General features: G+C 62.4%; 20 protein-coding genes and 4 pseudogenes. 10 read left to right on the top strand and 14 right to left on the bottom strand.

Annotated features, from left to right (window positions below; all coding sequences use genetic code 11):
- Window positions 1-53 precede the first annotated feature (53 nt).
- From AC3FOF_RS35170 to AC3FOF_RS35160, 3 genes are all read left to right on the top strand, one after another.
- Window positions 54-1,025, top strand: coding sequence for a tripartite tricarboxylate transporter substrate binding protein (locus AC3FOF_RS35170; RefSeq protein ID WP_488729222.1), 972 nt, complete (start codon window positions 54-56; stop codon window positions 1,023-1,025).
- 7 nt (window positions 1,026-1,032) lie between these two features.
- On the top strand, window positions 1,033-1,884 hold the full coding sequence (locus AC3FOF_RS35165) for an alpha/beta fold hydrolase (RefSeq protein ID WP_488729221.1): 852 nt from the start codon (window positions 1,033-1,035) through the stop codon (window positions 1,882-1,884).
- Window positions 1,885-2,017: 133 nt separating this feature from the next.
- Complete coding sequence (locus AC3FOF_RS35160) at window positions 2,018-3,067, top strand: porin (RefSeq protein ID WP_488729220.1); 1,050 nt, start codon at window positions 2,018-2,020, stop codon at window positions 3,065-3,067.
- A gap of 287 nt (window positions 3,068-3,354) precedes the next feature.
- On the opposite strand, the pseudogene AC3FOF_RS35155 reads toward AC3FOF_RS35160, so the two are convergent.
- Together AC3FOF_RS35155 and AC3FOF_RS35150 are read right to left on the bottom strand one after the other, a co-directional pair.
- Window positions 3,355-3,585, bottom strand: a pseudogene (locus AC3FOF_RS35155) (transposase); the annotation flags it as partial.
- 99 nt (window positions 3,586-3,684) lie between these two features.
- Window positions 3,685-4,479 (bottom strand): aminoglycoside adenylyltransferase family protein, encoded by a 795-nt coding sequence (locus AC3FOF_RS35150; protein ID WP_276265901.1) that lies wholly within the window; start codon window positions 4,477-4,479, stop codon window positions 3,685-3,687.
- A gap of 819 nt (window positions 4,480-5,298) precedes the next feature.
- Between AC3FOF_RS35150 and AC3FOF_RS35145 the strand changes: the two genes are divergently transcribed.
- Entirely contained in the window at window positions 5,299-5,502 is a 204-nt protein-coding gene (locus AC3FOF_RS35145; protein ID WP_346430273.1) for a helix-turn-helix domain-containing protein, read from the top strand.
- 386 nt (window positions 5,503-5,888) lie between these two features.
- Here AC3FOF_RS35145 and AC3FOF_RS35140 read toward each other — a convergent pair.
- Window positions 5,889-6,188, bottom strand: a pseudogene (locus tag AC3FOF_RS35140) (IS5/IS1182 family transposase); the annotation flags it as partial.
- 528 nt (window positions 6,189-6,716) lie between these two features.
- Window positions 6,717-9,359, bottom strand: a complete 2,643-nt coding sequence (locus tag AC3FOF_RS35135) for a bifunctional diguanylate cyclase/phosphodiesterase (protein ID WP_488729219.1) — start codon at window positions 9,357-9,359, stop codon at window positions 6,717-6,719.
- Between the two features lie 578 nt (window positions 9,360-9,937).
- Between AC3FOF_RS35135 and AC3FOF_RS35130 the strand changes: the two genes are divergently transcribed.
- Together AC3FOF_RS35130 and AC3FOF_RS35125 are read left to right on the top strand one after the other, a co-directional pair.
- Complete coding sequence (locus AC3FOF_RS35130) at window positions 9,938-10,402, top strand: transposase (protein ID WP_488729218.1); 465 nt, start codon at window positions 9,938-9,940, stop codon at window positions 10,400-10,402.
- Complete coding sequence (locus AC3FOF_RS35125; protein WP_488729249.1) at window positions 10,294-10,809, top strand: IS5 family transposase; 516 nt, start codon at window positions 10,294-10,296, stop codon at window positions 10,807-10,809. Before AC3FOF_RS35130 ends, AC3FOF_RS35125 begins: the two co-directional genes overlap by 109 nt.
- A gap of 35 nt (window positions 10,810-10,844) precedes the next feature.
- On the opposite strand, the pseudogene bluB reads toward AC3FOF_RS35125, so the two are convergent.
- Both bluB and AC3FOF_RS35115 read right to left on the bottom strand, forming a co-directional pair.
- Window positions 10,845-11,511 (bottom strand): annotated as a pseudogene (bluB, locus tag AC3FOF_RS35120) (5,6-dimethylbenzimidazole synthase).
- Window positions 11,512-11,631: 120 nt separating this feature from the next.
- The gene (locus tag AC3FOF_RS35115; protein ID WP_488729217.1) at window positions 11,632-12,861 is read right to left on the bottom strand and encodes a tyrosine-type recombinase/integrase; all 1,230 of its coding nucleotides are present in this window, start codon (window positions 12,859-12,861) and stop codon (window positions 11,632-11,634) included.
- A gap of 153 nt (window positions 12,862-13,014) precedes the next feature.
- Between AC3FOF_RS35115 and AC3FOF_RS35110 the strand changes: the two genes are divergently transcribed.
- The 4 genes from AC3FOF_RS35110 to AC3FOF_RS35095 all read left to right on the top strand — a co-directional run bounded on the left by AC3FOF_RS35110 (window position 13,015) and on the right by AC3FOF_RS35095 (window position 16,173).
- On the top strand, window positions 13,015-14,064 hold the full coding sequence (locus tag AC3FOF_RS35110) for a DNA-binding protein (RefSeq protein ID WP_488729216.1): 1,050 nt from the start codon (window positions 13,015-13,017) through the stop codon (window positions 14,062-14,064).
- Between the two features lie 249 nt (window positions 14,065-14,313).
- Window positions 14,314-14,562 carry an H-NS histone family protein gene (locus AC3FOF_RS35105; RefSeq protein ID WP_488729215.1) on the top strand — a complete coding sequence of 83 codons (249 nt, stop codon included), beginning with the start codon at window positions 14,314-14,316 and terminating at the stop codon, window positions 14,560-14,562.
- Window positions 14,563-14,682: 120 nt separating this feature from the next.
- Entirely contained in the window at window positions 14,683-15,708 is a 1,026-nt protein-coding gene (locus tag AC3FOF_RS35100; protein WP_488729214.1) for a PDDEXK nuclease domain-containing protein, read from the top strand.
- 312 nt (window positions 15,709-16,020) lie between these two features.
- Complete coding sequence (locus tag AC3FOF_RS35095) at window positions 16,021-16,173, top strand: hypothetical protein (protein ID WP_276265241.1); 153 nt, start codon at window positions 16,021-16,023, stop codon at window positions 16,171-16,173.
- A 449-nt stretch (window positions 16,174-16,622) separates the two neighbouring features.
- On the opposite strand, the gene AC3FOF_RS35090 is transcribed toward AC3FOF_RS35095, so the two are convergent.
- The 8 genes and pseudogenes from AC3FOF_RS35090 to AC3FOF_RS35055 form a co-directional block, all read right to left on the bottom strand.
- Entirely contained in the window at window positions 16,623-16,835 is a 213-nt protein-coding gene (locus AC3FOF_RS35090) for an H-NS histone family protein (protein WP_488729248.1), read from the bottom strand.
- A gap of 420 nt (window positions 16,836-17,255) precedes the next feature.
- Window positions 17,256-17,617 (bottom strand): annotated as a pseudogene (locus AC3FOF_RS35085) (transposase); the annotation flags it as partial.
- Between the two features lie 133 nt (window positions 17,618-17,750).
- Window positions 17,751-18,593 (bottom strand): restriction endonuclease, encoded by an 843-nt coding sequence (locus AC3FOF_RS35080; RefSeq protein ID WP_488729247.1) that lies wholly within the window; start codon window positions 18,591-18,593, stop codon window positions 17,751-17,753.
- Between the two features lie 71 nt (window positions 18,594-18,664).
- A complete protein-coding gene (locus tag AC3FOF_RS35075) occupies window positions 18,665-19,036 on the bottom strand; it encodes a DUF6388 family protein (protein ID WP_488729213.1) in 372 nt (123 codons plus the stop codon).
- A 149-nt stretch (window positions 19,037-19,185) separates the two neighbouring features.
- Window positions 19,186-19,413, bottom strand: a complete 228-nt coding sequence (locus tag AC3FOF_RS35070; RefSeq protein WP_488729212.1) for a hypothetical protein — start codon at window positions 19,411-19,413, stop codon at window positions 19,186-19,188.
- Window positions 19,414-19,568: 155 nt separating this feature from the next.
- Window positions 19,569-20,033, bottom strand: a complete 465-nt coding sequence (locus tag AC3FOF_RS35065; protein WP_488729211.1) for a Tn3 family transposase — start codon at window positions 20,031-20,033, stop codon at window positions 19,569-19,571.
- Window positions 20,034-20,335: 302 nt separating this feature from the next.
- Window positions 20,336-20,458, bottom strand: coding sequence for an MFS transporter small subunit (locus AC3FOF_RS35060; RefSeq protein ID WP_488729210.1), 123 nt, complete (start codon window positions 20,456-20,458; stop codon window positions 20,336-20,338).
- Between the two features lie 32 nt (window positions 20,459-20,490).
- Complete coding sequence (locus AC3FOF_RS35055; protein ID WP_488729209.1) at window positions 20,491-21,933, bottom strand: L-lactate MFS transporter; 1,443 nt, start codon at window positions 21,931-21,933, stop codon at window positions 20,491-20,493.
- Window positions 21,934-22,010 lie beyond the last annotated feature (77 nt).

The raw sequence follows: 22,010 nt of genomic DNA, 5'->3' as shown, positions 1-22,010 counted from the left end.
TCAAAAGAAGAACATGAAGACGGAGGAGACGCAGATTGGATAGAAGACGATACATGGCGGCGGCCATTGCCGCATTGGGCCTGCTGGGTGGCACCGCCTTCGCTCAGGGCACCGACAAGACGGGAACGTATCCGGACCGTCCGATCCGGATCGTCGTTCCCTTTACCCCGGGCGCGATCAACGACGTGCTTGCCCGCGCGATGGCGGAGAAACTGACCCAGTCGCTGGGACAGCCGGTACTGGTCGAGAATCGTCCAGGCGCGGGTAGCGTTATGGGAACCGACTATGTGGCAAAGGCCGTGCCGGATGGTTACACGCTGCTGCAGGTGCCCGCCGCGTTCGCGATCAATGAGTCCTTGCTGCCGAAGCTGCCATACCGCTGGGACAAGGAATTCAGCTTCATCTCCATGGCCGCCACTTCGCCCTTTTTGCTGCTGGTGAGTGCATCTTCGCCAGCGAAGACAGTGAAAGACTTGGTGTCGATGGCGCAGGCTGCGCCGGGCCGCGTCGCCTTTGCCTCGACCGGAAAAGGGGGCAACGCGCATCTGATGGGGGAGATGCTGAAGACCATGGCAAAGATTGACGTGATCCACGTGCCATACAAGGGAGCCAACCAAGCCATCACCGACCTGATTGGTGGCCAAGTGCAGTTCACCTTCAGTACCTATACCGGTGCTGCCAGCGCCATCAAGGCGGGCCGCATACGTCCGCTGGCGGTGACCTCCGCCACGCGCTGGGCGGCATTGCCAAACCTGCCCACAATCGCCGAATCGGGGTATCCAGGTTACGAGGCCATAGGCTGGTGGGCGTATGCGGTGCCGGCCAGAACGCCCAAGCCCATCATCGACAAGCTGAATCGGGAGTTGAACAAGGTGATGCAAATGTCCGACGTGCAGCACCGGTTCCGCGCGGAAGGCATCGATCTGATGGGCGGTTCACCTTCGCAGGCGCGGCAGTTTGTGGCGAAGGAGATCGACACCTGGTCCGACGTGGTCCGGCAATCCCGGATCAGCCTGACGGAGTGAGGGAGGCATGAATGAAATGCACCACACCCGGACGGACAAGAAACATGTCCTGCAATGGCTGGATGCGGGCAAGGCCGGCCATGACGGCGCCAGGGTCCATGCCCTTGTGAAGGGCGATGACGTGGAGATCTACGTCATCGCGGAAGGGAGCGGCATGCCCATCGTGCTGTTGCCGTCGCGTGGGCGCGATTCCGAAGACTACGACGACGTGGCCGCGCGGCTGGCACGCGCCGGCTACCGCGTGCTGCGGCCTCAGCCTCGCGGGGTGGGCCGCAGCACCGGGCCGATGACCAGTTTGACTCTGCACGATCTTGCCGGAGATATCGCCTTGGTCATCCGAGCGATGTCGGACGAGCCCGCTGTCGTGGTGGGCCACGCCTTCGGAAACTGGGTGGCACGGATGACGGCGACGGACTATCCAGATCTGGTGCGCGGGGTCGTCATCGCCGCCGCTGCGGCGAAGCAGTTCCCGGCGGTGCTCAGCGAATACGTCAACAAGAGCGCGGACATGTCGCTACGCGCTGCCGAGCGCCTGCATTACCTGCGTATAACCTTCTTTGCCCCCGGTAACGATCCTACCGCTTGGCTGCAAGGCTGGTACCCGCGAGTGAGTGAGAGCCAGCGGTTGGCCGGACAGGCAACCATGCAGGCCGAATGGTGGGCAGGCGGTTCCGCCCCCATGCTTGATCTCCAGGCGGAGGCAGATCCGTTCAAGCCTGCCGACAAGCGCAACGAACTCAAGGAGGAGTTCGGCAGCCGGATCTCCGTCGCGCTCGTCGCGAACGCGAGCCATGCGCTGCTGACGGAGCAGCCAGCTGCGGTGGCGACAGCCATCGACGAGTGGATTAGCACTCTCTAACGCGGGGACACGTTCGAAGTTGTACCCATGCATCCTGCGCTGCACGCGCGGGAGGGCCGGCTGCTGCCAAAAAAACTACGGGATCCGGAAGGATTCCCAATCCAAGAAGATCGGTCAGAAAGGAGACAATTCAATGAAGCACCCAATTCGCGTCAGCATGCTGATCCATCCGCTTGTGTTGCTCTGCGCTAGCAGCGGGGCACATGCGCAGTCGAGCGTCTCGCTATACGGAATAGCCGACGCCGGTATCCGGTATGCGACCAATGCGAATGCCGGAAAAGACCGGAAGTTTGAATTATCGGAGGGTGCGCTGACCGGCTCGCGCTTTGGTCTCAGGGGCGAAGAAAACCTCGGCGGGAGCCTATTGACTTTCTTCCAACTGGAAGGTGGCTTCGACTTGGGCACGGGGGCATCGCTTCAGAGTTCGGCCAGCACCGGCTACGCGCAAACCGGGACTGGCGGCAGCGGGCGGCTGTTCGGCCGTCAGGCATTCGTTGGCATCAAGAGCGAATACGGTGCCATTTCTTTCGGGCGGCAATACTCGGTCGGCTACCAGAGCATGGCCGGTGCGCAGATCTTTGGCAACCCGAATCTGGACACGCTGATCATCGTCAGCAAGTACACAGGGAGCCGGCAAGATAACGCGGTCAAATACGAAGGTAAGTTCGGGGGCTTCAGTGCCGCGGCCGACTACGCCTTCGGCGAGATCACTGGCAATACGAGCGCCAACTCCGCAGCCGGCGTCGCACTCGGTTACATGGCGGGCGGCATCAGCGTGGGCTTGAACTATACGACCGCGCACAGCGCGGACGGGCGCGAAGCACGCCGCACGGTGGGTATCGCCGGCGGCTATGCGATAGGGCCGTTCAAGGCAACGCTAGGTTACTTGGGCAATCGATACAAGACTGCGGAAACCAGGAATGATGTCTTTATCGGCGGCCTCAGCTACACTCCGGTCGCGGCCTGGCTGTTCGGCGTCGGTGCCTTCCGCGACAAACAGCGCGACCCGGGTGGAAGCCGAGCGACCATCTACGGGATGATCGACTATCGACTCTCCAAACGAACCAATGTGTACCTCGAAACTGACTACAATCGCATTACCGGCCGCTACGAACTGATCAAGTCGCAGGGCGTGCCTGGTGGCAAGTTCGGCGCAATGCTTGGTCTGCGACATCTGTTTTGACGCGCGTTGGACAGCGGAAACGGGTGGTCAAGGCGCCGCGGATAACCTTGCCCGTATGGAGTCATTTGCGTCGCCTCGTAATAGCGCAGCCTACTATTTCTAGCTGCCGAGTCGATCCGGTGCCGCTCCTGCGTGGCCTCATGTCGCGCATTGTCCTCGCTGTGCGGGTAGTCTCGTCGCCGGCAGCGAGCAGCAACAAGGCATGGTTTTTTGCGGCGCGAGGAGCGTATGCCTATCGCAACCGTACCTTCGTGTATGGGACCGCGGGTATATCGACAACCGAAGCACATGCTGTAGAGCACCTGCAGCAGCATGGCGCGCAGCGACTTCTCCGGCGCGATGCTGGGCCGGCCACCCTTGATATCGGCCTCGTACATCTGCGCGAGCAACCGGTCCATCTTCACCAGCGCCTGGTTGGCCATGGTTCGGATCGAGCGCAGCGGGTGCGACTTCGGCACGAAATCATCCAGACGCCGTATGGTGAACAAGCTTTCGGTGAATGTGTCTGTGCCGCGCATGGATGTTGGGGTTGGATGGTGTCCTCAAATCAACGCCTCAGCCAGTTGTCGCGCCGACGTCCGCTGGAGGTGTTTCAGCGACCCGCTAGGGCTGAAAAGTCAAGATTTTTGCGAAGGTAGGAGAGCTGCAACGCGTTCACCCAATCGGTCTGCTACCTGTCGCGCCTCTTGTCGCAGAGCCGCCCAATCATCGCTTTTCCGGTTCAGATATCCTTCTCGCGCCCTGGCAAGCAATATGGCAGCCTCAGCGGGCAGGCGGGGCAATGCCCATGCTGCGGCAACGTCTTTGGGCACGAAATCTCCCTGGGCCAGCGTTCGCCACATACGCGCGAGCGTCAACAGAACATTGCGCTCATCGCCTTCCATGGCTTCGAGCAACGTGGGAAGAGCGTCCCCAATCGCGTGGCATATATCAGAGTACGGGATGATGGGCAGCAACTCTGTCGTATCGGGGCCGATCAGCGCCATTGCTTCGTTCCGGGCTTGCGCCAGGAGCAAGGTGAACTCGGGATCAGAAGCTGGCTCGGGCACCTCGCCGGCTTCGAATGCGTCTCGTAGCCACTCCCCGTAAACGAACTCGCTGCGGGCGGGGTAGGCCAATGCCGCGAGATCAGCGCGTTGAAAAATGATCAGTTCAAGAGGACGCGGGCTATCAGGGGGAGCAGGATACCGTCCCGAAACACCCATTAACTCTGCCACTAGACGTTTGCGAACTGCATGTGTCATCGGTTGCTCGACAACGGCAAGTAAGTCGACATCACTGTTTGGACGCAGGCCACCCCTTACCGCCGAACCGTGGAGGTAGGCCGCAAGGAGCGAATTTCCTAAGCATCGTTGCACTACCAACAATGCTTGCGATGCTTCGACTGGAGTTTGCGACATGTCTTTCTTCATATTTACCATCTATAGGACGTGCGAACGCAATGCCTTCGCGTTGGCGCGCGCGCTCGAACGTGCGGACGCTCTCTCACTGACAACATCAGATCGCCAATGGAGAGTCTTCGCCTGTGAACGGCTTCCTGCCGAGAAGACGCTCGCACCCATGCTGGGAATTATCGCAGCCCAACTACGGATTTCGCCAGCCGTGTGGAACCTGTAACGAAGCCCGTCGAGAGCCATCCTACGCGACGCGGGCGAGCCGCCTTTCGCTGCTGACCCATATTGGTGTCCCAAGGTTGGAGGAACTTCAAACACCAATGGCGTGGGTTTCAGACCGAGAATGGCTCCCGTACTGCTTCGACTGCCTAGTTCTGAATCCCGCCGACGTTTTATCGCCGCGCTGGAAGCGGGATTGGCTAGATCCGCACACGGCTGTCTGCCGAGCCCCTGGCCATAGACTGAATGCGCTCCCGCCATTCACGCTACGCATGTGCGGGAATCTCACTGCGGTGCTCGGCGCGATCAGCAAGCGACAGCGCAAGGGGTAGGTAGCAGAGTCCAGATCTCGGCATTGGCGGAAATAACGTTCTGCAATTGTGGTTGCGCTCTTCCGCCAGTGGGGCGTCCCACGTATCCAGGCGAAGCCGTTACGCCGAACCTAAAATGCAATTAATCGCCAGGCTTTGCCTGCAACCATTAGCCACTGGCTGGCATGAGGCAGTTCCCCTCTGCGTAGAAGGCAGCCAATCCCGTTTAGATTATAATTTCACTTTCATGAAATAATCTGGCCAGCAGCCTCCACGCTGGTTTGCCTTCTTCACGGGACGGGCCTCCATGCCGCGACCGCTACCTGATCCGACGCCACCGTCGCGCGCGACGATTCGCACCATTCACCAACTGGGCGACCGCATTCGAGCCACCCGCGCAGGGGAAGGGATGCCCATTGACCAGGCGGCGAGGCATTGCGGTGTCCCCGCCGGCATGCTGTCTAAGCTAGAGAACGGCAAGGCATCAATCTCGAGCACGCCCTGCGTGTGATGGACGGACTGGGTTTGACGATGCTGGTCGTTCCCAAGACGCATGCGCCTTGGCTCGAACAGGCAGCGGCCCATGCGGCCAAGATCGGCGAGGATGCGGCCAGGGAACAGCATGCCTGGCTGGAAGGGTAGAGACGCCGATCAGGACGGGCGTCATTCTCGGATGCGGTCCGCGATCGGTGCGGAAATGCCATTCGCTTTCGTGCGGACGCGCCTTCCGCCTTGCTGAGAGCTCTTGTCCCGATTCAGCCTGGTGACGACATCTTCGACGGTTTGGTTTGGATCGTGCCGGTGGCGCACGCCTCGCTTGCAGTTGCTGCGCACGTTTTGCATCCTCCGGTCGGGCGTGCCCGGCCTCTAGGCCGGCCAGATCCCTTAGAGGCCAGTTCAAAAAGGCTGGTCCATACGCCTGAGGATGTTCCAGCAGACGAGAGCGCAGCCGAACTTCAGGAATGCTTCGTGAATGTCGGCCCGACGATCGAAGCCAATGCGTAGACGACGGAAGTTGTGGGGCCACGAGTGAATCCGTTCAACCTCCCATCGGAATTTTCCCAGCCCGATGCCATGCTCTGTGCGGCGCCCGGCGATCACCGGCTTGCTGCCTCGTTCGCGCAGTTGCTGACGATGCCAGTCGGGTTCGCAGCCTCGATCGGCGTAGATTCTTGGGCGAAATAAGGGCAACTCACGCTGGCATGATGATCGCTGTGCCGGCCGAGGTCTGGCGCGCCTATGACTCACTCGCCCCGGCCAAACTCGGCTGCGTGCTGATGAACATCGCGGCACACGTTGACCCCCGCGCGTTGCGCAAGCATGCGCGGAGACCGAAAGCGCCGAGTGAGAAGGGCCAAGTTGCCGGATGCGTGGCACGACGGCATGTCTCTACCGCCCGTGTCATCAAGACTGGACGTGTCGTTCAATCACCTTGAAAGGGGGGCTCTAAGCCCTCGTCCAGGTAGGTGTGCGCGCCCGCATGTGCCTGCAGCATCGGCAGCGCAAGCGGCAAGCCAGTGAGTGCCCCGGCCATGCCCAACGACTTCAGCCATGCACGGGCCCCGGCATTCTGCGATGAGCCTGTGACCCGTCGCAACGCTTCGCCCCCCTTCGATGGAAGGGTTGCCGGAGCGCCTGACAGCATGCGAGAGAAGCGCTGAGACTAAGCGCAAGGACGAAACCCAGACGAGCCCCCGACCAAGGCACCGAAGGATGCCGCTCGCCTCAAGCCACGGAGCTCACGAAGGCCTCGAACGCGCAGGCCTCCACCGGCGGACAGAAGAAGTGGCCTTGCCCGTAGTCGCAGCCGGCAGCCAGCAGGATGTCGCGCTGCGACTCGGTCTCGACGCCCTCGGCAATCACGCGGATGCGCAGTGCATGCGCCATGCTGATGATGGCGCGGCACAAGGCCACGTCGTCCGGGCCCCGCGTCAGCGAGCGGATGAAGGACTGGTCGATCTTGATGTAGTCAATGTCCAGGCGCCGCAGGTACGACAAGGACGAGTAGCCGGTGCCGAAGTCGTCGAGCGCGATCTCGATGCCGGCCGCCTGGAAGCGGGAGAGCTGGTCCATGACATCGGCGTTCTGCTCCATCAGCGAGCCTTCGGTGATCTCGATGACGAGGCTGCCCACCGGCACGTTCCTGCGCTCGATCATGCTGGACCAGGACTCGGGCCCGCTCGCAGGCGCGCAGAACTCCACTGGTGATTTGTTGACCGAGATCTGGAAGCCCTTGCCCAGCAGCACCTGCCAGCGCGCAAGCTGGTTTAGCGCTTCCGTCAGCACCCAGCGGCCGATGTCGATGATGAGGCCGGATTCCTCCGCAACGGCAATGAAATCGGCCGGGTGGATCGGCCCGCGTACCGGATGGTCCCAGCGGATCAGGGCCTCGGCCTTGCAGACCTTGCCCGTGCGCAGATTGACAATGGGCTGGTAGTGCAGCGCGAACTGCCCGGACGCCAGCGCCGTGCGCAGATCCTGGGTGATGCGCAAGCGCTCCCTCTCCGCCTGCAGCAGCGCCTGGGTGAAGACCTTCCAGCGATTGCGGCCCTCCTCCTTGGCGGCAAACATCGCCTGGTCGGCGCACACCAGCAGGGCCTCGGCATTGTCGGCGTCCTTGGGGTAGGTCGCCACGCCGATGCTGGCCGACACCACCACCAGCTCGCCGGCCAGGCGGTAAGGCGCGGCAATCCGCTCCAGGATCGCCTGGGCAATGCCCTCGGCAACGCCGGCATCGCCCACCGCGGGCAGGATCACGGTGAACTCGTCGCCGGCCAGCCGCGCCACGGTATCCGAAGCGCGCACTGATGCCGCAATGCGCCGCGCCGCCTCCAGCAGCAACAGGTCGCCCTGGTCGTGGCCGAGGGTATCGTTCACCTCCTTGAAACGATCCAGGTCGATGAACAGCAGCGCCAGCACATCCTGCGTGCCGCGCGAACGCTCGATCTCCTGTTCCAGCCGGTCGAAGAACAGGCGGCGGTTGGGCAGATCCGTCAGCGCATCGAAATTCGCCTGGTGCCGGATGACTTCTTCCGCCTGGCGCTTCTCGGTCATGTCATGGATCAGCGCAACGCGGCGGCGCTCGCCATACGCGTGGGCCAGGTAGGTATCCACGGTCAGGTAGGCGGGAAACTCGCTGCCGTCCTTGCGGCGGATCGAGAGTTCGCCGCTCCATGTGCCCTTGGCTGCCACGGTGGCCCGCAGGCGCTCGACCAGCCCTGCCGCATTGCCTGCCCCGCTGACGCTATAGCCCGAGCGGCCCTTGACCTCCTCGACTGTATAGCCGGTGGCGGCGGCAAAGGCCGGATTCACGTCGATGATGGTGCCATCGAGCGACGTCACCACCATGGCCTCGCTGCTGGACGAATAGACCAGCGAAGCCAGCCGCATCTCCTCCATATGGCGCCGTCGCTCCCCCATGGAGCGGCGCAGGCTGTAGTACAACAGGCCAAGCAGCAGCGTGGAAGCAATGGCACCGGCCAAGGTAACGCGGCGATAAACCTCGTAGGGCGCCAGCACCAGGCCGACCGACTCGCCCACCACGAAATTGAGCCCGAACTCCGGCGCACGGTAATAGCCGAAGACCCGCTCCACGCCTTCGGAGCCCGACACCGCCCGGTAACTTCCAGACTGGGGCGACTCGCTGGCGAGGTACGGCCTGTTGCTGACCGCCCTGGCCAGCGCGCCCTCCAGGGCCGGCACGCGCGCAATGACCTGGCCGGAAGTCTTGATGACCGACGCCACTTCGCCATCGCGGTTAGTGAACGTCTGCGCAAAGCTGGCGAACTGCTCCGGACTGACCGAGACCACGATGACCCCGTCGAAGCTGCCCGCACGCAGGATGGGGCGCGTGAACTGGATCGACCATTTGCGCGAGACCTTGCCCTTCACCGGGTCGCTGATGAACAGCATGTCGCGCCCGCCCGCGTTCTGATGGACCCGGAAATGCTCGCGCCCGCTCAGGTCGACCTTCTCGCCGCGCGCGGGCGGGGCGATGGACGAGTAGATGAGCAGGCCATGCTTGTCGATCACCGACACCTGGAACGACAGGTCCACCACCAGGTTCTCCCGCTCACGCACCATCTCGATGAACCCCGGCTGGCCGGCCAGCCAACTGGCCCGCAGGTCGAGGAGGAATTCGGACAGCCGCAGGATGCTGGATTTCGAGTACGCGCCGAACGCCCGGGCCTCCGCCTGGGTACGCTCCGCGGCGTCGTGCAGCAAGCGGTCCCGCTCGCTCACGAGCTGAAACGCCGCGAACGCCCACGTTGCAATCAGCCACGCCGCCGCCCCCAGGTTCAACGGGGAAAAGACCTGGCGCAGGCGCTGCAGCGCCTTGCCATATCGGGTGGTCGAGCGTTCTGGCATCAAATGGGTATCGCAGCGCAGCGAAGAATCGACATCGATAACAGGCTAGTCGAGGTCAGCGAACCCGACAAGCAGCACACACTCTAGTCCCGTGCTCACCGCGCGGAGCCGGGCCGGCGCGCGCCGAAAGCGTCACGTCGTGATCATGCCCCGCTCGAGTGGCAAAAGCGGCGTGGCAGCCGTGGAATCGCGAAGCAATGATGTCAAAGCGCTCTCCGGATATGCACCGGCAGGGCTTGCAGGAGGTGCGCCGCCCGCCGGCGAGACGGCGGGTAACGGCGACCAAGCGAATGTGCAAAGGCTGGCCGGCATGCATTATGGCTACTATGTGCCATTCCGGCCTGATTGACTCCCCCCAAAAGGGGGCTAAGGTATTTCCGCGACAGACATTTCGGCGCCGCTGTCTTGCCCGCGCAGGCGGACATCAGGCGCCTTTCACGGCAGTGGAATCCGCGCAAAGACGCTGGGTCCCCGCCTCCGCAGATACTGTGTTGCTCAAGCCTTTGTAAGTGTTTTTCCCAAGTCGAAGGCCTGAGCGTGCTTTAGAGGCCAGTTCAAAAACGCCGTGAGGGGGCTGTTTGCATTCCGGCGAAGCTGTTAACCTTGGCTGCCTCAACAACGAAGCCCAAGGAATGGAAGCGCCGGTCATTGATGACGAACTGTGGATACTGATCGAATCGTTGCTGCCGCGACCGAAGCCACGGCGCAAGAAGCACCCTGGCCGGCCGCGCGCATCGGATCGGGCGGCGCTCAACGGCATCCTGTTCGTGCTCAAGACAGGAATGAGGTGGGACCACCTGCCGACCCGCTTGGGCTTCGGCTCGGGTGCAAGCTGCCGGCGGCGACTGCGCGACTGTCAGACGGCCGGTGTATGGCGTCGGATGCACGAGTTGCTGCACGACAAGCTGCGCGAGGCTGGCCAAATCGACTTCTCATACGTCGCAGTCGATGCCTCGTCGGTACGAGCTGTTGGGGTGGGCGAAAAACAGGCCCGAACCCCACGGATCGCGCGCGACCTGGTTTCAAGCACCACATCCTTGTAGACGCCAATGGCGTTCCCGTCAGCGCCATCCTGACTGGCGCGAACCGCAACGACGTCACGCAGTTGCTGCCGCTGGTCGACGCGATTACGCCGATCCGCGGTACGCGTGGCCGACCGCTCCAGAAGCCCAAGATCATCTACGCCGATCGAGGCTGCGATTCCGACTGGCATCGTCAGCAACTGCGCGAACGAGGCAGCAAGCCGGTGATCGCCGGGCGCCGCACAGAGCATGGCAGCGGGTTGGGAAAATTCCGATGGGAGGTTGAACGGATTCACTCGTGGCCCCACAACTTCCGTCGTCTACGCATTGGCTTCGATCGTCGGGCCGACATTCACGAAGCATTCCAGAAGTTCGGCTGCGCTCTCGTCTGCTGGAACATCCTCAGGTGTATGGACCAGCCTTTTTGAACTGGCCTCTAAGAACACAATTGCCGGATCAATAATCAGCCCAGGGCGATTGGGGGGCTGGGGTTGGTCCAGCCATTCTCGAACACCATCTCGCCCAGGGATTGCCGTCTGGCCCAGCCTTCCTGTTCCCGCATCGGCTTCTCATAGAAGGTGTCGACCTGGCCGACGCACAGCACAGCCACTGGCCGGGCACCGGGCGGCAGCCGCAGCAGCCGGCCAAGCTGTTCAGGGGCGAACAAGGAAACCCAGCCCACGCCGATTCCTTCGGCGCGCGCAGCAAGCCAGAGGTTCTGGATGGCGCAGGCCACCGAAGCGAGATCCATGTCCGGCATGGTGCGCCGACCGAAGATATGCGGCGCACGTCCATCCATCAGCGCTGCCACCAGGACTTCCCCGCAGTCCAGGATGCCCTCTACCGTGAGTCGCATGAACTCGTCCTGGCGTTCGCCCAAGGCGACCGCGGTGCGCTGGCGTTCGGCGACGACCAGCGCGGACCTGCGCTCTCAGGCTCCTGTCAGTGATGCGGATGAGGCGCCAGGGTTGCATGAAGCCGACGCTGGGGGCGAGATGCGCAGCGTGCAACAAGCGTTCCAGCAATGCAGGATCGAGCGGGTCCGGCCGAAAGTTGTGCATGTCGCGACGCTCCCGGATGGCGCGATAGACAGCGGCAATTTCATTGTCGCTGTACCGATATGGGTTCATGGCTTGCATAGCGCGGCGGTGCTTAGGCTGGAGGGAAAGTCGCAATGCAGGTAGCTCGGCACGATGGTGCCGTGACGATAGACGGCTTTGCCCTGTGTGGTTTGGCGATGCTGGCTCATCCTAGGTCTTGCTGGTCCAACCGATGCGATGCCGCTCTTGGGTGGCCTCATGCCGCGCATCCTCCTCGCTGTGCAGGTAGCCGCTCGTCGTCGACAGCGAACTGTGACCGAAGTTGTCGCGCACAAAGCGCAGGTCGACCTGCTGGTCGGTCATGTGCGAGCCGGCGGTGTGGCGCAGCCAGTGCGCCGAGGCGCTGGCCAGCACCGCGGCTTGCGGTTCCCATTCCGGCCCGCGTCCCCGCAGGCGCGTCGCGGCCATGCCGAATACCTCTTTCAGGATCAGGTGCAGCGCGCCGCGTGACAGCGGCTTTTCGCTGCCCGCTTTTCCAATCACCGGCAGCACCAGTGGACGCGTCTCCCCCAACTGCGCGGTAGGGGGCAACGCGTGGGCGCGGCGGTAGCGCGCGAGTTCGGCAATCAACTCGTCGGTCGCCGGCACCAGCCGGGTCTTGTTGCCTTTGCCGGTCACCTCGAGCCACCAGCGCTCGATGCCCTGGGCATCGCGTCGGCAGAAGAACGCGCCCATGGTGGTGGCCGTCAGCTCGGAGGCGCGCAGGCCGCCCAGGTAGAGCACGGTCAGCACCCACCGACAGCGCGCCGCGTGCAGGCGCTCGCGTGCGGTGTCAGTCGGCATGGCTGCCACCGCGTCCTTCACGGTCTCCCACAGGTCGTGGCTCAGATAGCGGGTGATGCGCGCCTGGTTGGGGGCGCGCCGGCGGCGGGCGAGGGCGAGCGGGTTGCCGGCCAGGTAGCCCGCCTCGGTCAGCCAGGCGAAGCACGCGTTCAGGATCACCATCGCTTGGCGCACGCTGCCGGGCGACAGCGGCCCGGCAAACGGGCGCCAGTCGGGGTGGTCGCGCGCGAGTTTCTTTTTGCTGCCGGCCAGGACCCAACGCGCGGCCGGTTGCGGGTCTGCGAGGAAGCGCTCGTACGTGAGCAGATCCTCGTGTGTCAGCGAGGACAGGGGCCTGCCCAACTGCAGCACGGCCCACAGCAGGAGCCGCTCGGCTTCGCGCCGGTAGGTGGCAAGCGTCGTCGCGCTGTCGGTATAGCGCGCGAGCCAGGCGGTGACCGCGGCGAGGTCGTCAGCAGCGGCGATGCGAGTGGCGGTGGCCGGGGCGCGGTTGCTGCCGGCCACTCCGGACAGCCCCGGGGTCAGGCGCAGACGCTCCAGCGGGGTGAGGAGTGGGGCGGCCGGGCCGTCCGAAGATTGGATCGGGAGCAGTTCCATGAAGGGTGTCGGCTGAAGCACATGCTGTATGCATCAATATAGCAGATTAATAGACATAAGCGCAGTTATGTCTAAAGATTTGTAAAATTATTCAATAAATTAACGTATTACGTAGTAATATTTAATTAAACTGATCTCGTGTACCGCCCAAATATGACCGCCAGCCCTGAATCCCCATCGTCCGAGGCCGCCCTGCAGGCCACGCTCGCCGCCGACGTGGCGACCCTGCGCGCGCAGTTCCCCGAGACCCGCGCGCTCTACCGCGAGGTCTGCGCCCTGCTGTTTTTCAGGTATGGCATCACGCCCACCGCCAACAAGCTCTACGGCCTGGTGCGCAAAGGCAGCATGGGCACGCCGACCGAGGTGCTGGCGCAGTTCTGGGCGGACCTGCGCGGCAAGATGCGCGTGACCATCGACCAGCCCGGGCTGCCGGATGCGCTCAAGTCGATCGCCGCCGACGCCGTGCAGTCGATCTGGCAGGCCGCCAACGCGGCCGCTAGCAGCGAGCTGGCCGCCTTGCGGGCCGAAGCGCGGCTGCAGGCGAGCGAGGCGGAGGCGCAGCGCGACCAGGCGCGCGCCGCGGTGGTCGTGGCCGAGCAGGAGACCGCCGCCGTACAGGCGGACTTCGACGCAGCCCAGCAGGCGCGCGCGGCGCTACAGGGGGAACTGGAGGCCGAGCGCCAGGCCCACGCGGCCGCGCGGGCGCGCCAGGAGGAGGGCCGGCGCCAGATCGAGGCGCTCGAGCGGCAACTGGGGGAGATGCGTACCCAATTCTCGGCGGATCTGGAGCGCACCCGCGAGCAGGTGGCGGTGGCGCAGGAACGCGCCGAGGCCACCGAGCGCCGCGCGCTGCGCGAGATCGACCAGGAACGCACGCTGCGCCAGAAGGCCGAGCAGGCGTTCGCGGACCTGCGCGCTGAGTTGGCGGCGGTGCAAGCGCGGGCGCAGGACGCCGCCGTGGCCAGTGCCGAGGAACGGGCAAGGCAGCAGGCCGAGCGCGACACGCTCAGCCGGCAACTGGCACAGGCGCAACAGGCGCTGGCGGAGGGGCAGGCGGTGCAGGGCAGGCTGGAGGCGGAACTGGAGATGGCAGTCCGGCGCGCGGAGCGGGCCAATGCGGAAGCCACCGCGGCCCGGCGCCTGGTATCGCCCAGGCGCCGGGCGCCGGTGACGAAAACCAAGTTCAAGCCCGGGCCGGCCTGAGAACAGGAGCGGGATAGAAATTGTCCACCGTTCGCTGGGATAAGCCTGTGGACAAGCCGCGCGGGGGCGGATGGCCGATGGTCTCAGCAGATTTGATTAAAATTTAAGCAGTGAGGGCGACGGCCACGTCCTCCCGCCAGCGCGGATTCCCGCTGCAGCCGTTACCTGGAACAACCCCGAAATCCAGCGCTGCCGCCAGACGGCATCACGCGGGATCCGGCGCCGCCCCCAAATCTATTCACCCACACCATGTCGATCGAAATCGAGCGCGCGCAAGCGATTACCAGGATCCGCATCCAGATGGCCCAGCACGGCCTGACTTTGACCGACCTGCAAGCGGCGGGCTGCTTTGCCGAGCCGCCGCCGACTCCAACGCAAGGAGCGGTGCGTTACCGCAACGCGCACGGGCAGAGTTGGGACGGCCGCGGTGCCATGCCGGACTGGCTGCAGCGGGCAGTCAACGCCGGGCAGACCGTGGAACATTTCCGTATCGGGTAGGACTCACGCGGCGACGTCGTCCCATGGGACGGCCTGGGGCCTTGCATTGCTCGCCAACTGACCAACCCGGATAATGAGGGGAGACCGGCGCTGCCGGCCCGTAATCCGAAACGAAACCGAATGCCGGACGCAACGCTCCCTTCCCCCGACTACACCGCTTGGCTCGCCGATCTGAAAAAGCGGGTGGAGCAGGCACGTCAGCGTGCCGTCCTCTCTGTCAACCGAGAACTGGTGATGCTCTATTGGCAGATCGGACGCGACATCCTTCAACGGCAGCAGCAGCAGGGGTGGGGTGCTAGGGTGATAGACCGGCTTGCGCACGATCTGCGAGCGACATTTCCGGACATGAAGGGATTCTCGCCGCGCAACCTCAAATACATGCGCGCGCTGGCCGAGGCTTGGCCGAGCGGCGAATTTGTGCAGCAGGCTGCTGCACAATTGCCCTGGTTCCACCTTTGCACACTGCTGGACAAACTGAAATCGAACGAATTGCGCGAATGGTATGCCAGCCAGGCCGCCGAGCACGGCTGGTCGCGCAATATCCTTGTGATGCAGATCGAAACTCGCCTGCACGAGCGGCAAGGCCGCGCGGTCAGCAATTTTGCGGACCGGTTGCCGCCGGCCCACTCGGACCTGGCCCGCGACGCGCTTAAGGATCCCTACATCTTTGACTTCCTGGGCTTGGCGGAAGATGCCCAAGAACGGGACATCGAGCGTGCCCTGACCCAGCATATCACGCGTTTTCTGCTGGAACTCGGGGCCGGCTTTGCCTTTGTTGGCCGTCAGTACCGCCTGGAAGTGGGCGGCGACGAGTTTTTCGTTGACCTGCTGTTCTACCACCTTAAGCTGCGCTGCTACGTGGTGGTCGAACTGAAAACTACGCCCTTCAAGCCTGAGTATGCCGGGCAGCTCAATTTCTACTTATCCGCGATCGACACGCAACTTAAGGCAGCTGACGATCGGCCGTCGATTGGACTCCTACTTTGCAAAGAGAATAACCGTCTAGTCGCAGAGTACGCGTTGCGTGGCATGGCGAAACCGATGGGTGTCGCCGAATACCAGTTGCTACGCGAGATTCCGCCGCCCTTGACGCCGGATCTGCCGTCGATCGCACAGATCGAAGCCGAGCTTGCCTCAGGTGAGTAGGAATGTGAAGGACCGACTGCTCGATCGGGGCCGAAGCCGGGGCGTACGTTTGACCGCGAGGGCTAAGCGAAACGTTGTGATGTCTGACAGACAGGGGCCGCTGTCCCGGCGAGGAGAAGCTGGCTCGTTTTAACGAGTGGGAAATTGTGCAGCAAGTTGCTGCACAGTTGTGCTTAGCACCCATCGAGCGGCAATCCATCAATCAGATAAAGCGCCTATGTGCTCACATTAATTGTCACGCGACAACACGTAATATGTTTGATGATGCACTTTTATGCGGCATCTGGACATCTATACGGTATATTTTTCTGCATGTCGTACCCAAAGGGGTCAAGGCGCGAAGGGGCGAAGGACGGGCTTGTGACGCCGGCCAACGGCAACCTGTCGATGCTCCTGCGCAAGGTCAACGCCAGCGACTTCGCTGGGGCAGCAGACGAGTTCCTGAAGTGGAGCAAGGCGGGGTGATCGTGCTTTCGCTGCAAAATGATACGCCGGCGCTAGAAATTCTCTTTGAAATCAACAATTTGCACACAACGACTTTTCCACGAAAAGCTCTTTGCACAACTCGTTGATACAGAGCGGTTTACTTGCTGAAACCGTGTCAATCAGCACCGAAAGCACGATCACCCCTTCTTCATGTTGCACGGTAACCGGCTCGGATCTTGGGTGGGAGAGCGGATTCTGGAGGCGGCAGAGGCGGGAATCATCTCGCTGCCCGAGCACGACTACCAAGTGCTGAAGGACTGGAGTCGCGTGCCGTATGGCTTCTAAGCGTAGGTGCTCTTTGCCAAGCTGGCAGGAAAGAGCGCTGCAGCGCGCGATGTGAAGAGGCCCCTCGTGTGAGCGAAGGGCCTTTTCATTTTCAGCGCACCCGGCAACCGAGCGCGCTGAATAGCTATCAGCACACCACCGGATCACTCCGCAATCAGAAAATTGTCCCGATTCTTGCCGAGCCAGGCCGGTGCACGCCCACGGCCGGTCCAGGTAGCGCCGGTCTTGGGATCCTGGTACTTCGGCGGCAGCGAGGTCTTGGCCTTGGTCTTCGACCTTGCCTGAGCGCCGCCGGCAGGACGGCCGCGCCGACGCTTCTGGGCGATGTCATCGACCGTCAATTCGTACTCCGCCATCAGATATGACAAGAGACGTTGCAGGCTGCCGGATGTGAGCAAAGTAGCTTTTCCTACGTCGATTGCATCCGTCGACGGCTAGTGGCGTGGCAAGAGACGAACTGAGCGGGGCTTGAACTGCAAGAGCTCAACGTTATTGCGCCCATCTTCAGGTTGAGATGCATCCGGCCCGGCTTGCAGCGTGCAACGCGTTATGGATGGCGAAAAGCGTCGATTCGGATTGGGGGCCAACGCCGGACAACAAAAGCAACTTCTCTCGATATCGATCGAATTCAGCCCGCGCGTCCAGTCTCGCGACAAGCCGCTCGATGTGAGGCGGTGGGATGACGTGAGGGAGGGGAGCTGCGAAACCCACGTATGCGGCGCGTCCCAGGACAGCCGCAATCACAACAAAAGCTACAGCGCTGACAAATTGGAATAGGAGCCGAGTTCGGTTCGGCGTTTCGCGAGCACCGGCTTGATGCCGCGCTCGCGTAGCTTCTGCCGATGCAGTTCGGAATCGTAGCCGCGATCGGCGTAGATGATTTTGGGCTTCTGAAGTGGTCGGCCACGCACGCCGCGAATGGGTGGAATCGCGTCGACGAGCGGCAGCAGTTGGGTGGCGTCGTTTCGGTTCGCGCCGGTCAGGATCGCGCTGACGGTGATTCCGTTGGCATCGACGAGGATGTGGTGCTTGGAACTTGGTCGCGCGCGATCCGTGGGGTTCGGACCCGTTTGTCGCCCGCCCCAACAGCTCGCATCGACGACGAATCGACGGCTGCTCGTGAGAAATCGAGTTGGCTTTGGCGCGGTTTCTTATATGGAAAACGCGCTGCAGTTGGTGCGCCGTGCCTGCCGCCGACGCGCGCTCTCCAGCGCGCCAGCAGGCGTGCCCATGGGGTCGGGAACAAAGTTCTGCAAGAACTGTGAACAAATTTATGAGCGCCGTTTTCGTCGTCCGGGCATGATCATCGGAGTTGCGGGCAACGGTCCACCTGAATAGAAGTCGGAGATCAGACGCTTGCGGTTGATTTCCGCAAATGCAAAGCCGTTTATCGGGATAGCATTTGCGATATGTGGCTGTACGATGAGATATCGTGCCCGTACCGCATCGGCGGTCAGAATGTAAGCCCGAAGATGCCGCATTCCCAGCCCCCGCACGGTCCACCGGGGCTTCAAGTGAGACACTCTCGCATACTCTTCAGCGTGAGCGCGCGAGATGAACAGCGCTCCAAAGATCTCATCCCCTTGTGTAAAGGAATAGGGTTCTTTCGTCTCGAGGTCGTACAACGTCCAGAACGGTTCGCCTTTCACTTCAGGGCCAGGCATCACAACGTTGTCCAGGCGCAAGGCAAGAAGTTGCCCAATGGACGGAAGTTCTTCAACCGACAGCACCTTCAGGCCATTTTCGTTGGCGGAGTCAACAGCCCCACTTTGATAGCCGTTGGCTGAGACAACTACGCCGACCACCCCTTGGCAATCGTGCACTTTCATTGCAAACGCTAGAACATCATCCCTTTCCATGGGGCGGCTGGTGTTCTTACATTCAATCGCAACACGGTGTCGCAGACCAGCAATCTCAAATTCGTAGTACACGTCTATCTGGTAAATGCTCCCCTTTGATCCCCGTAAGCTGACTCCACGCCCGACGACAGCGTTCTCAAGTTCGAGGTCAAGCAAAGTCTGATAGACATTGCGGACATGGTCCTCGAGCCCTGGCCCATCTCCTACTTCGGGTCTCGTGGTGCTTTCATTCAGTAGAGCTATGAGACCTGCCATCGAACGTTGGTTCGTCATACTCGAAAACCCTTTAACTGCCTGCGCAACAGGACGGAAGACCGACCGGCTCTTTACCAGCGCAGTCCAACGGCACGCTCGTGAGCCTCTCGGTTCTGCTGAAGGATGCGATTGCGCTCGTCGTCATCGTCAATTGCGTACCGTAGCAGATACTCGAAGCCGTCGATTCCCTCCGCGGCGGCGGCTTCGCTCATGGCTTTTGCTGTCTCGATGCGTCGCAGTTCTGTCACTTCCTCCCCCAGCGCGTCTGCTACCGCTTGCGTGATAGAGTTCACTCGGTCTACAGCTTGTGGGTGGTCTGCCAGAAATCTGCCGCGTCCTCGCGCAATTTGCTCTTCGGTCAATTTACTCATGTCGGTAGATATTTTGTATCGAGCTTGGAATTCTGCTCGCTTTGCCAAGCCGGATTTGCAGTTGAGATGCATGGAAGTATGCCACTAGTATCTCCGGAAAATCGCTCACGCCGCTAAATTTATGCTTGACAACGTCCGATATTTTCGTCGGCGATATACCGGTATCTCGGCTTACCAACGAACGATATGACAGGCAATGAACTGAAACTTCGAGCGGCTATTTACACCTTTATGGATGGAAATGGCAGCATGCCGACGGACGCGGCATCGTTCGATTCGGTCATAGCGGAAGCATAGGCAATGCGCTTGATCACCATGATCAGCGTGTTGATGGCTTCAACCACATTGGTGCCCAAGGGCCAGCGGGCGTGGGCGAGAATGCCTATGCCTAGCAAGTAAGGCCTGAGCCGCCGGGCGAACTGACACAGCGGCCCGATCTTACAGCTCATAGTCGTACCAGTCCTGCTGACGAGGCGGAGCTACTGCGCGGCGCCCACGCGGCTCGCAGGGTGGTGGGGGCCTCGCGTTGGCCTGCTACGAAACCGGGAGAACGCACCCTATCCGAGGGTCGGCCGGGATTCGCAAAAAATCCGTCACATCTCCGCTAAGCCGCTGATTTAAATAGGAAATCGATCGATGGATCGAGTGGCGGCACGCGCCGCTGCAAGTCGAGTAGGTAATCGCCGAACCGGTTGACACGCTCGCGGCGGTATGGCGACAGCGCCTTCAGCACTTCGGCATTCACCGGGTGCCCGCGTTCCTGCAAATCCTTCAGCTTGCGTGACATCCACTGAACGTTGTGGAGGATGACCATGTTGGCGACCAGTTGGTTGCACTTGATCACCTTGCGCAGTTCGCACCGTACCCGGATCAGCTCTTCGATCAGCACGTTGACGATGTCGGGCAATTCGACCTTGGTGTGCGCCGCATCGGTTGCGAGCGCCTCCAGCCATTTCAGCGTGTTGGCCTCGGCCGGCCGAATGTGGAGGTACCCGCGTAGCAACTTCTGATGCCGGGAGCGTGTGCCAGAGGCATCGTAGAGCTTGACCGCGCTTGTGAGTCCGTGCATCGATGTGCTCTCCGTGGGGGTGCCGCCGGCACGACGGCGTGTCGCGCGACACTACGGACAAGCGTAGGGACTAGAGCCTGCCCGCGAAGGATACAGTTCTTGCGGAACCGCTAAAGCTCAGTTTGCAGAGCCGGAAGAAGCGCTTGCCAGGCGCCACAAAGCAAATACAGATAGCGCTATTGCGCGGGATCACAGTCATGGATGGATCCCGCTGCATCGACGATCCGGAACCAGCTCCATGGACTGCGCCGGCGGCCGCTTTATTGACGGATCGGGACGCAGCGGACCGCCGGTGCGGGCGCTCAGCTGAACAGCGTCACGGCCTTGCCGAGGGTCGACCAGATGCCCGCGCCCAGCGGGATGAGCACGTAGGCCCAGAACGCGAGCAGCAGCAGGGTCTTGCCGAAAGTGCGGTCGTTTTGCATGGCTGGGGTTCCTGTGTGTTGGGGAATGGCGTTCAGGCGGCGCTGGCCACTTCGCGCAGGTGGTGGCGCTCATGCACGGGCCGGATCAGCAGGTTGCAGACGAAACCCGCCACCAGCAGGCCTGCCATGATGTGCAGGGTGTCGACGTAGACCTCCGACCTGGGCACGCCCATTGCCAGCTTGTGCTCGCGGATGTAGTTCACCAGCACCGGCCCGGCGATCCCGGCGGCGGCCCAGGCGGTCAGCAGGCGGCCATGGATGCCACCGACGTAGGCCGTGCCGAACATGTCGGCCAGATAGGCCGGAATGGTGCTGAAGCCGCCGCCGTACATGGTGAGGATCAGGAAGTAGCAGACCACGAACAGGGCCACGTTACCGGACGCGCCGACGGCCGGCACGGCCATGTAGAGCGCGGCGCCGAAGGCGAAAAAGATGGCGTAGGTCACCTTGCGGCCGAAGTAGTCGCTGGCGGAGCTCCACAGGAAGCGCCCCGTCATGTTGCCGATGCTGAGCAGGCCGACAAAGCCGGCCGCGGCGGCGGCAGTGATGGTGCCCTTGAAGGTTTCCTGGATCATCACCGCGGCCTGGCCCAGCACGCCGATGCCGGCCGTGATGTTCAGGAACAGGATCAGCCATAGCAGGTAGAACTGCGGCGTCTTCAGCGCCTGGTCAATATGCACGTTGGCGTGCGTGACCATCTTGCTAGCATTGGCGGTGGGCATGTAGCCCGGGGGCGCCCAGCCCGGGGCAGGGATGCGGATGGCCATCGCGCCGATCGACATCGAGATGAAATAGACCACGCCCATGACGAGGAAGGTCTGCGCCACGCCCGCGCTGGTCGCGCTCTTGAAGTGGTTCATCAAGGCGACCGACAATGGCGCGCCGATCATCGCGCCGCCGCCGAAGCCCATGATCGCGAGCCCGGTGGCCATGCCGCGGCGGTCCGGGAACCAGCGGATCAGCGTGGAGACCGGCGACACGTAGCCGAGCCCCAGCCCGACCCCGCCCAGCACGCCGTACCCCAGGTACAGCAGCCAGATCTGGTGCAGCCAGATGCCCAACGCCGACACCAGGAAGCCACCGCTGAAGCAGCACACCGCCGTGAACATGGTGCGGCGCGGCCCGACCTTCTCCAGCCACTTGCCGGCAAAGGCGGCCGAGATGCCGAGGAAGAAGATCGCCAGCGAGAACACCCAGCCCAGCGTGGTCAGTTGCCAGTCGCCCGGGGCGGACTGCGTGACGCCGATGATCCGGGTCAGCGGCTCGTTGAAAACTGAGAAGGCATAGGCCTGGCCGATGCACAGGTGCACCGCCAGCGCGGCAGGCGGCACCATCCAGCGGTTGAAGCCCGGGCCGGCGATGATGGCCTCCTTGGAGAAGGCCGAGGGGCGCGGCGATAGCCGGGACGGCGGCGCATGTTGGGACCGCTGCTGCGAGGATTGCGACGGCGTTTGCGCTTGCGCGGGATATGACATGAAGTTGTCTCCTACCTGGAAGTGGCAGCCTCTTTTTGCGCGTGGTGCGATGGGCTGGAGTGCGTCGTTCAGCAAGA

The organism is Cupriavidus sp. 96C5-1, assembly GCF_057798855.1.
The sequence above is the reverse complement of the archived record's forward strand: the minus strand, read 5'-3'. Positions and strand labels throughout refer to the sequence as shown.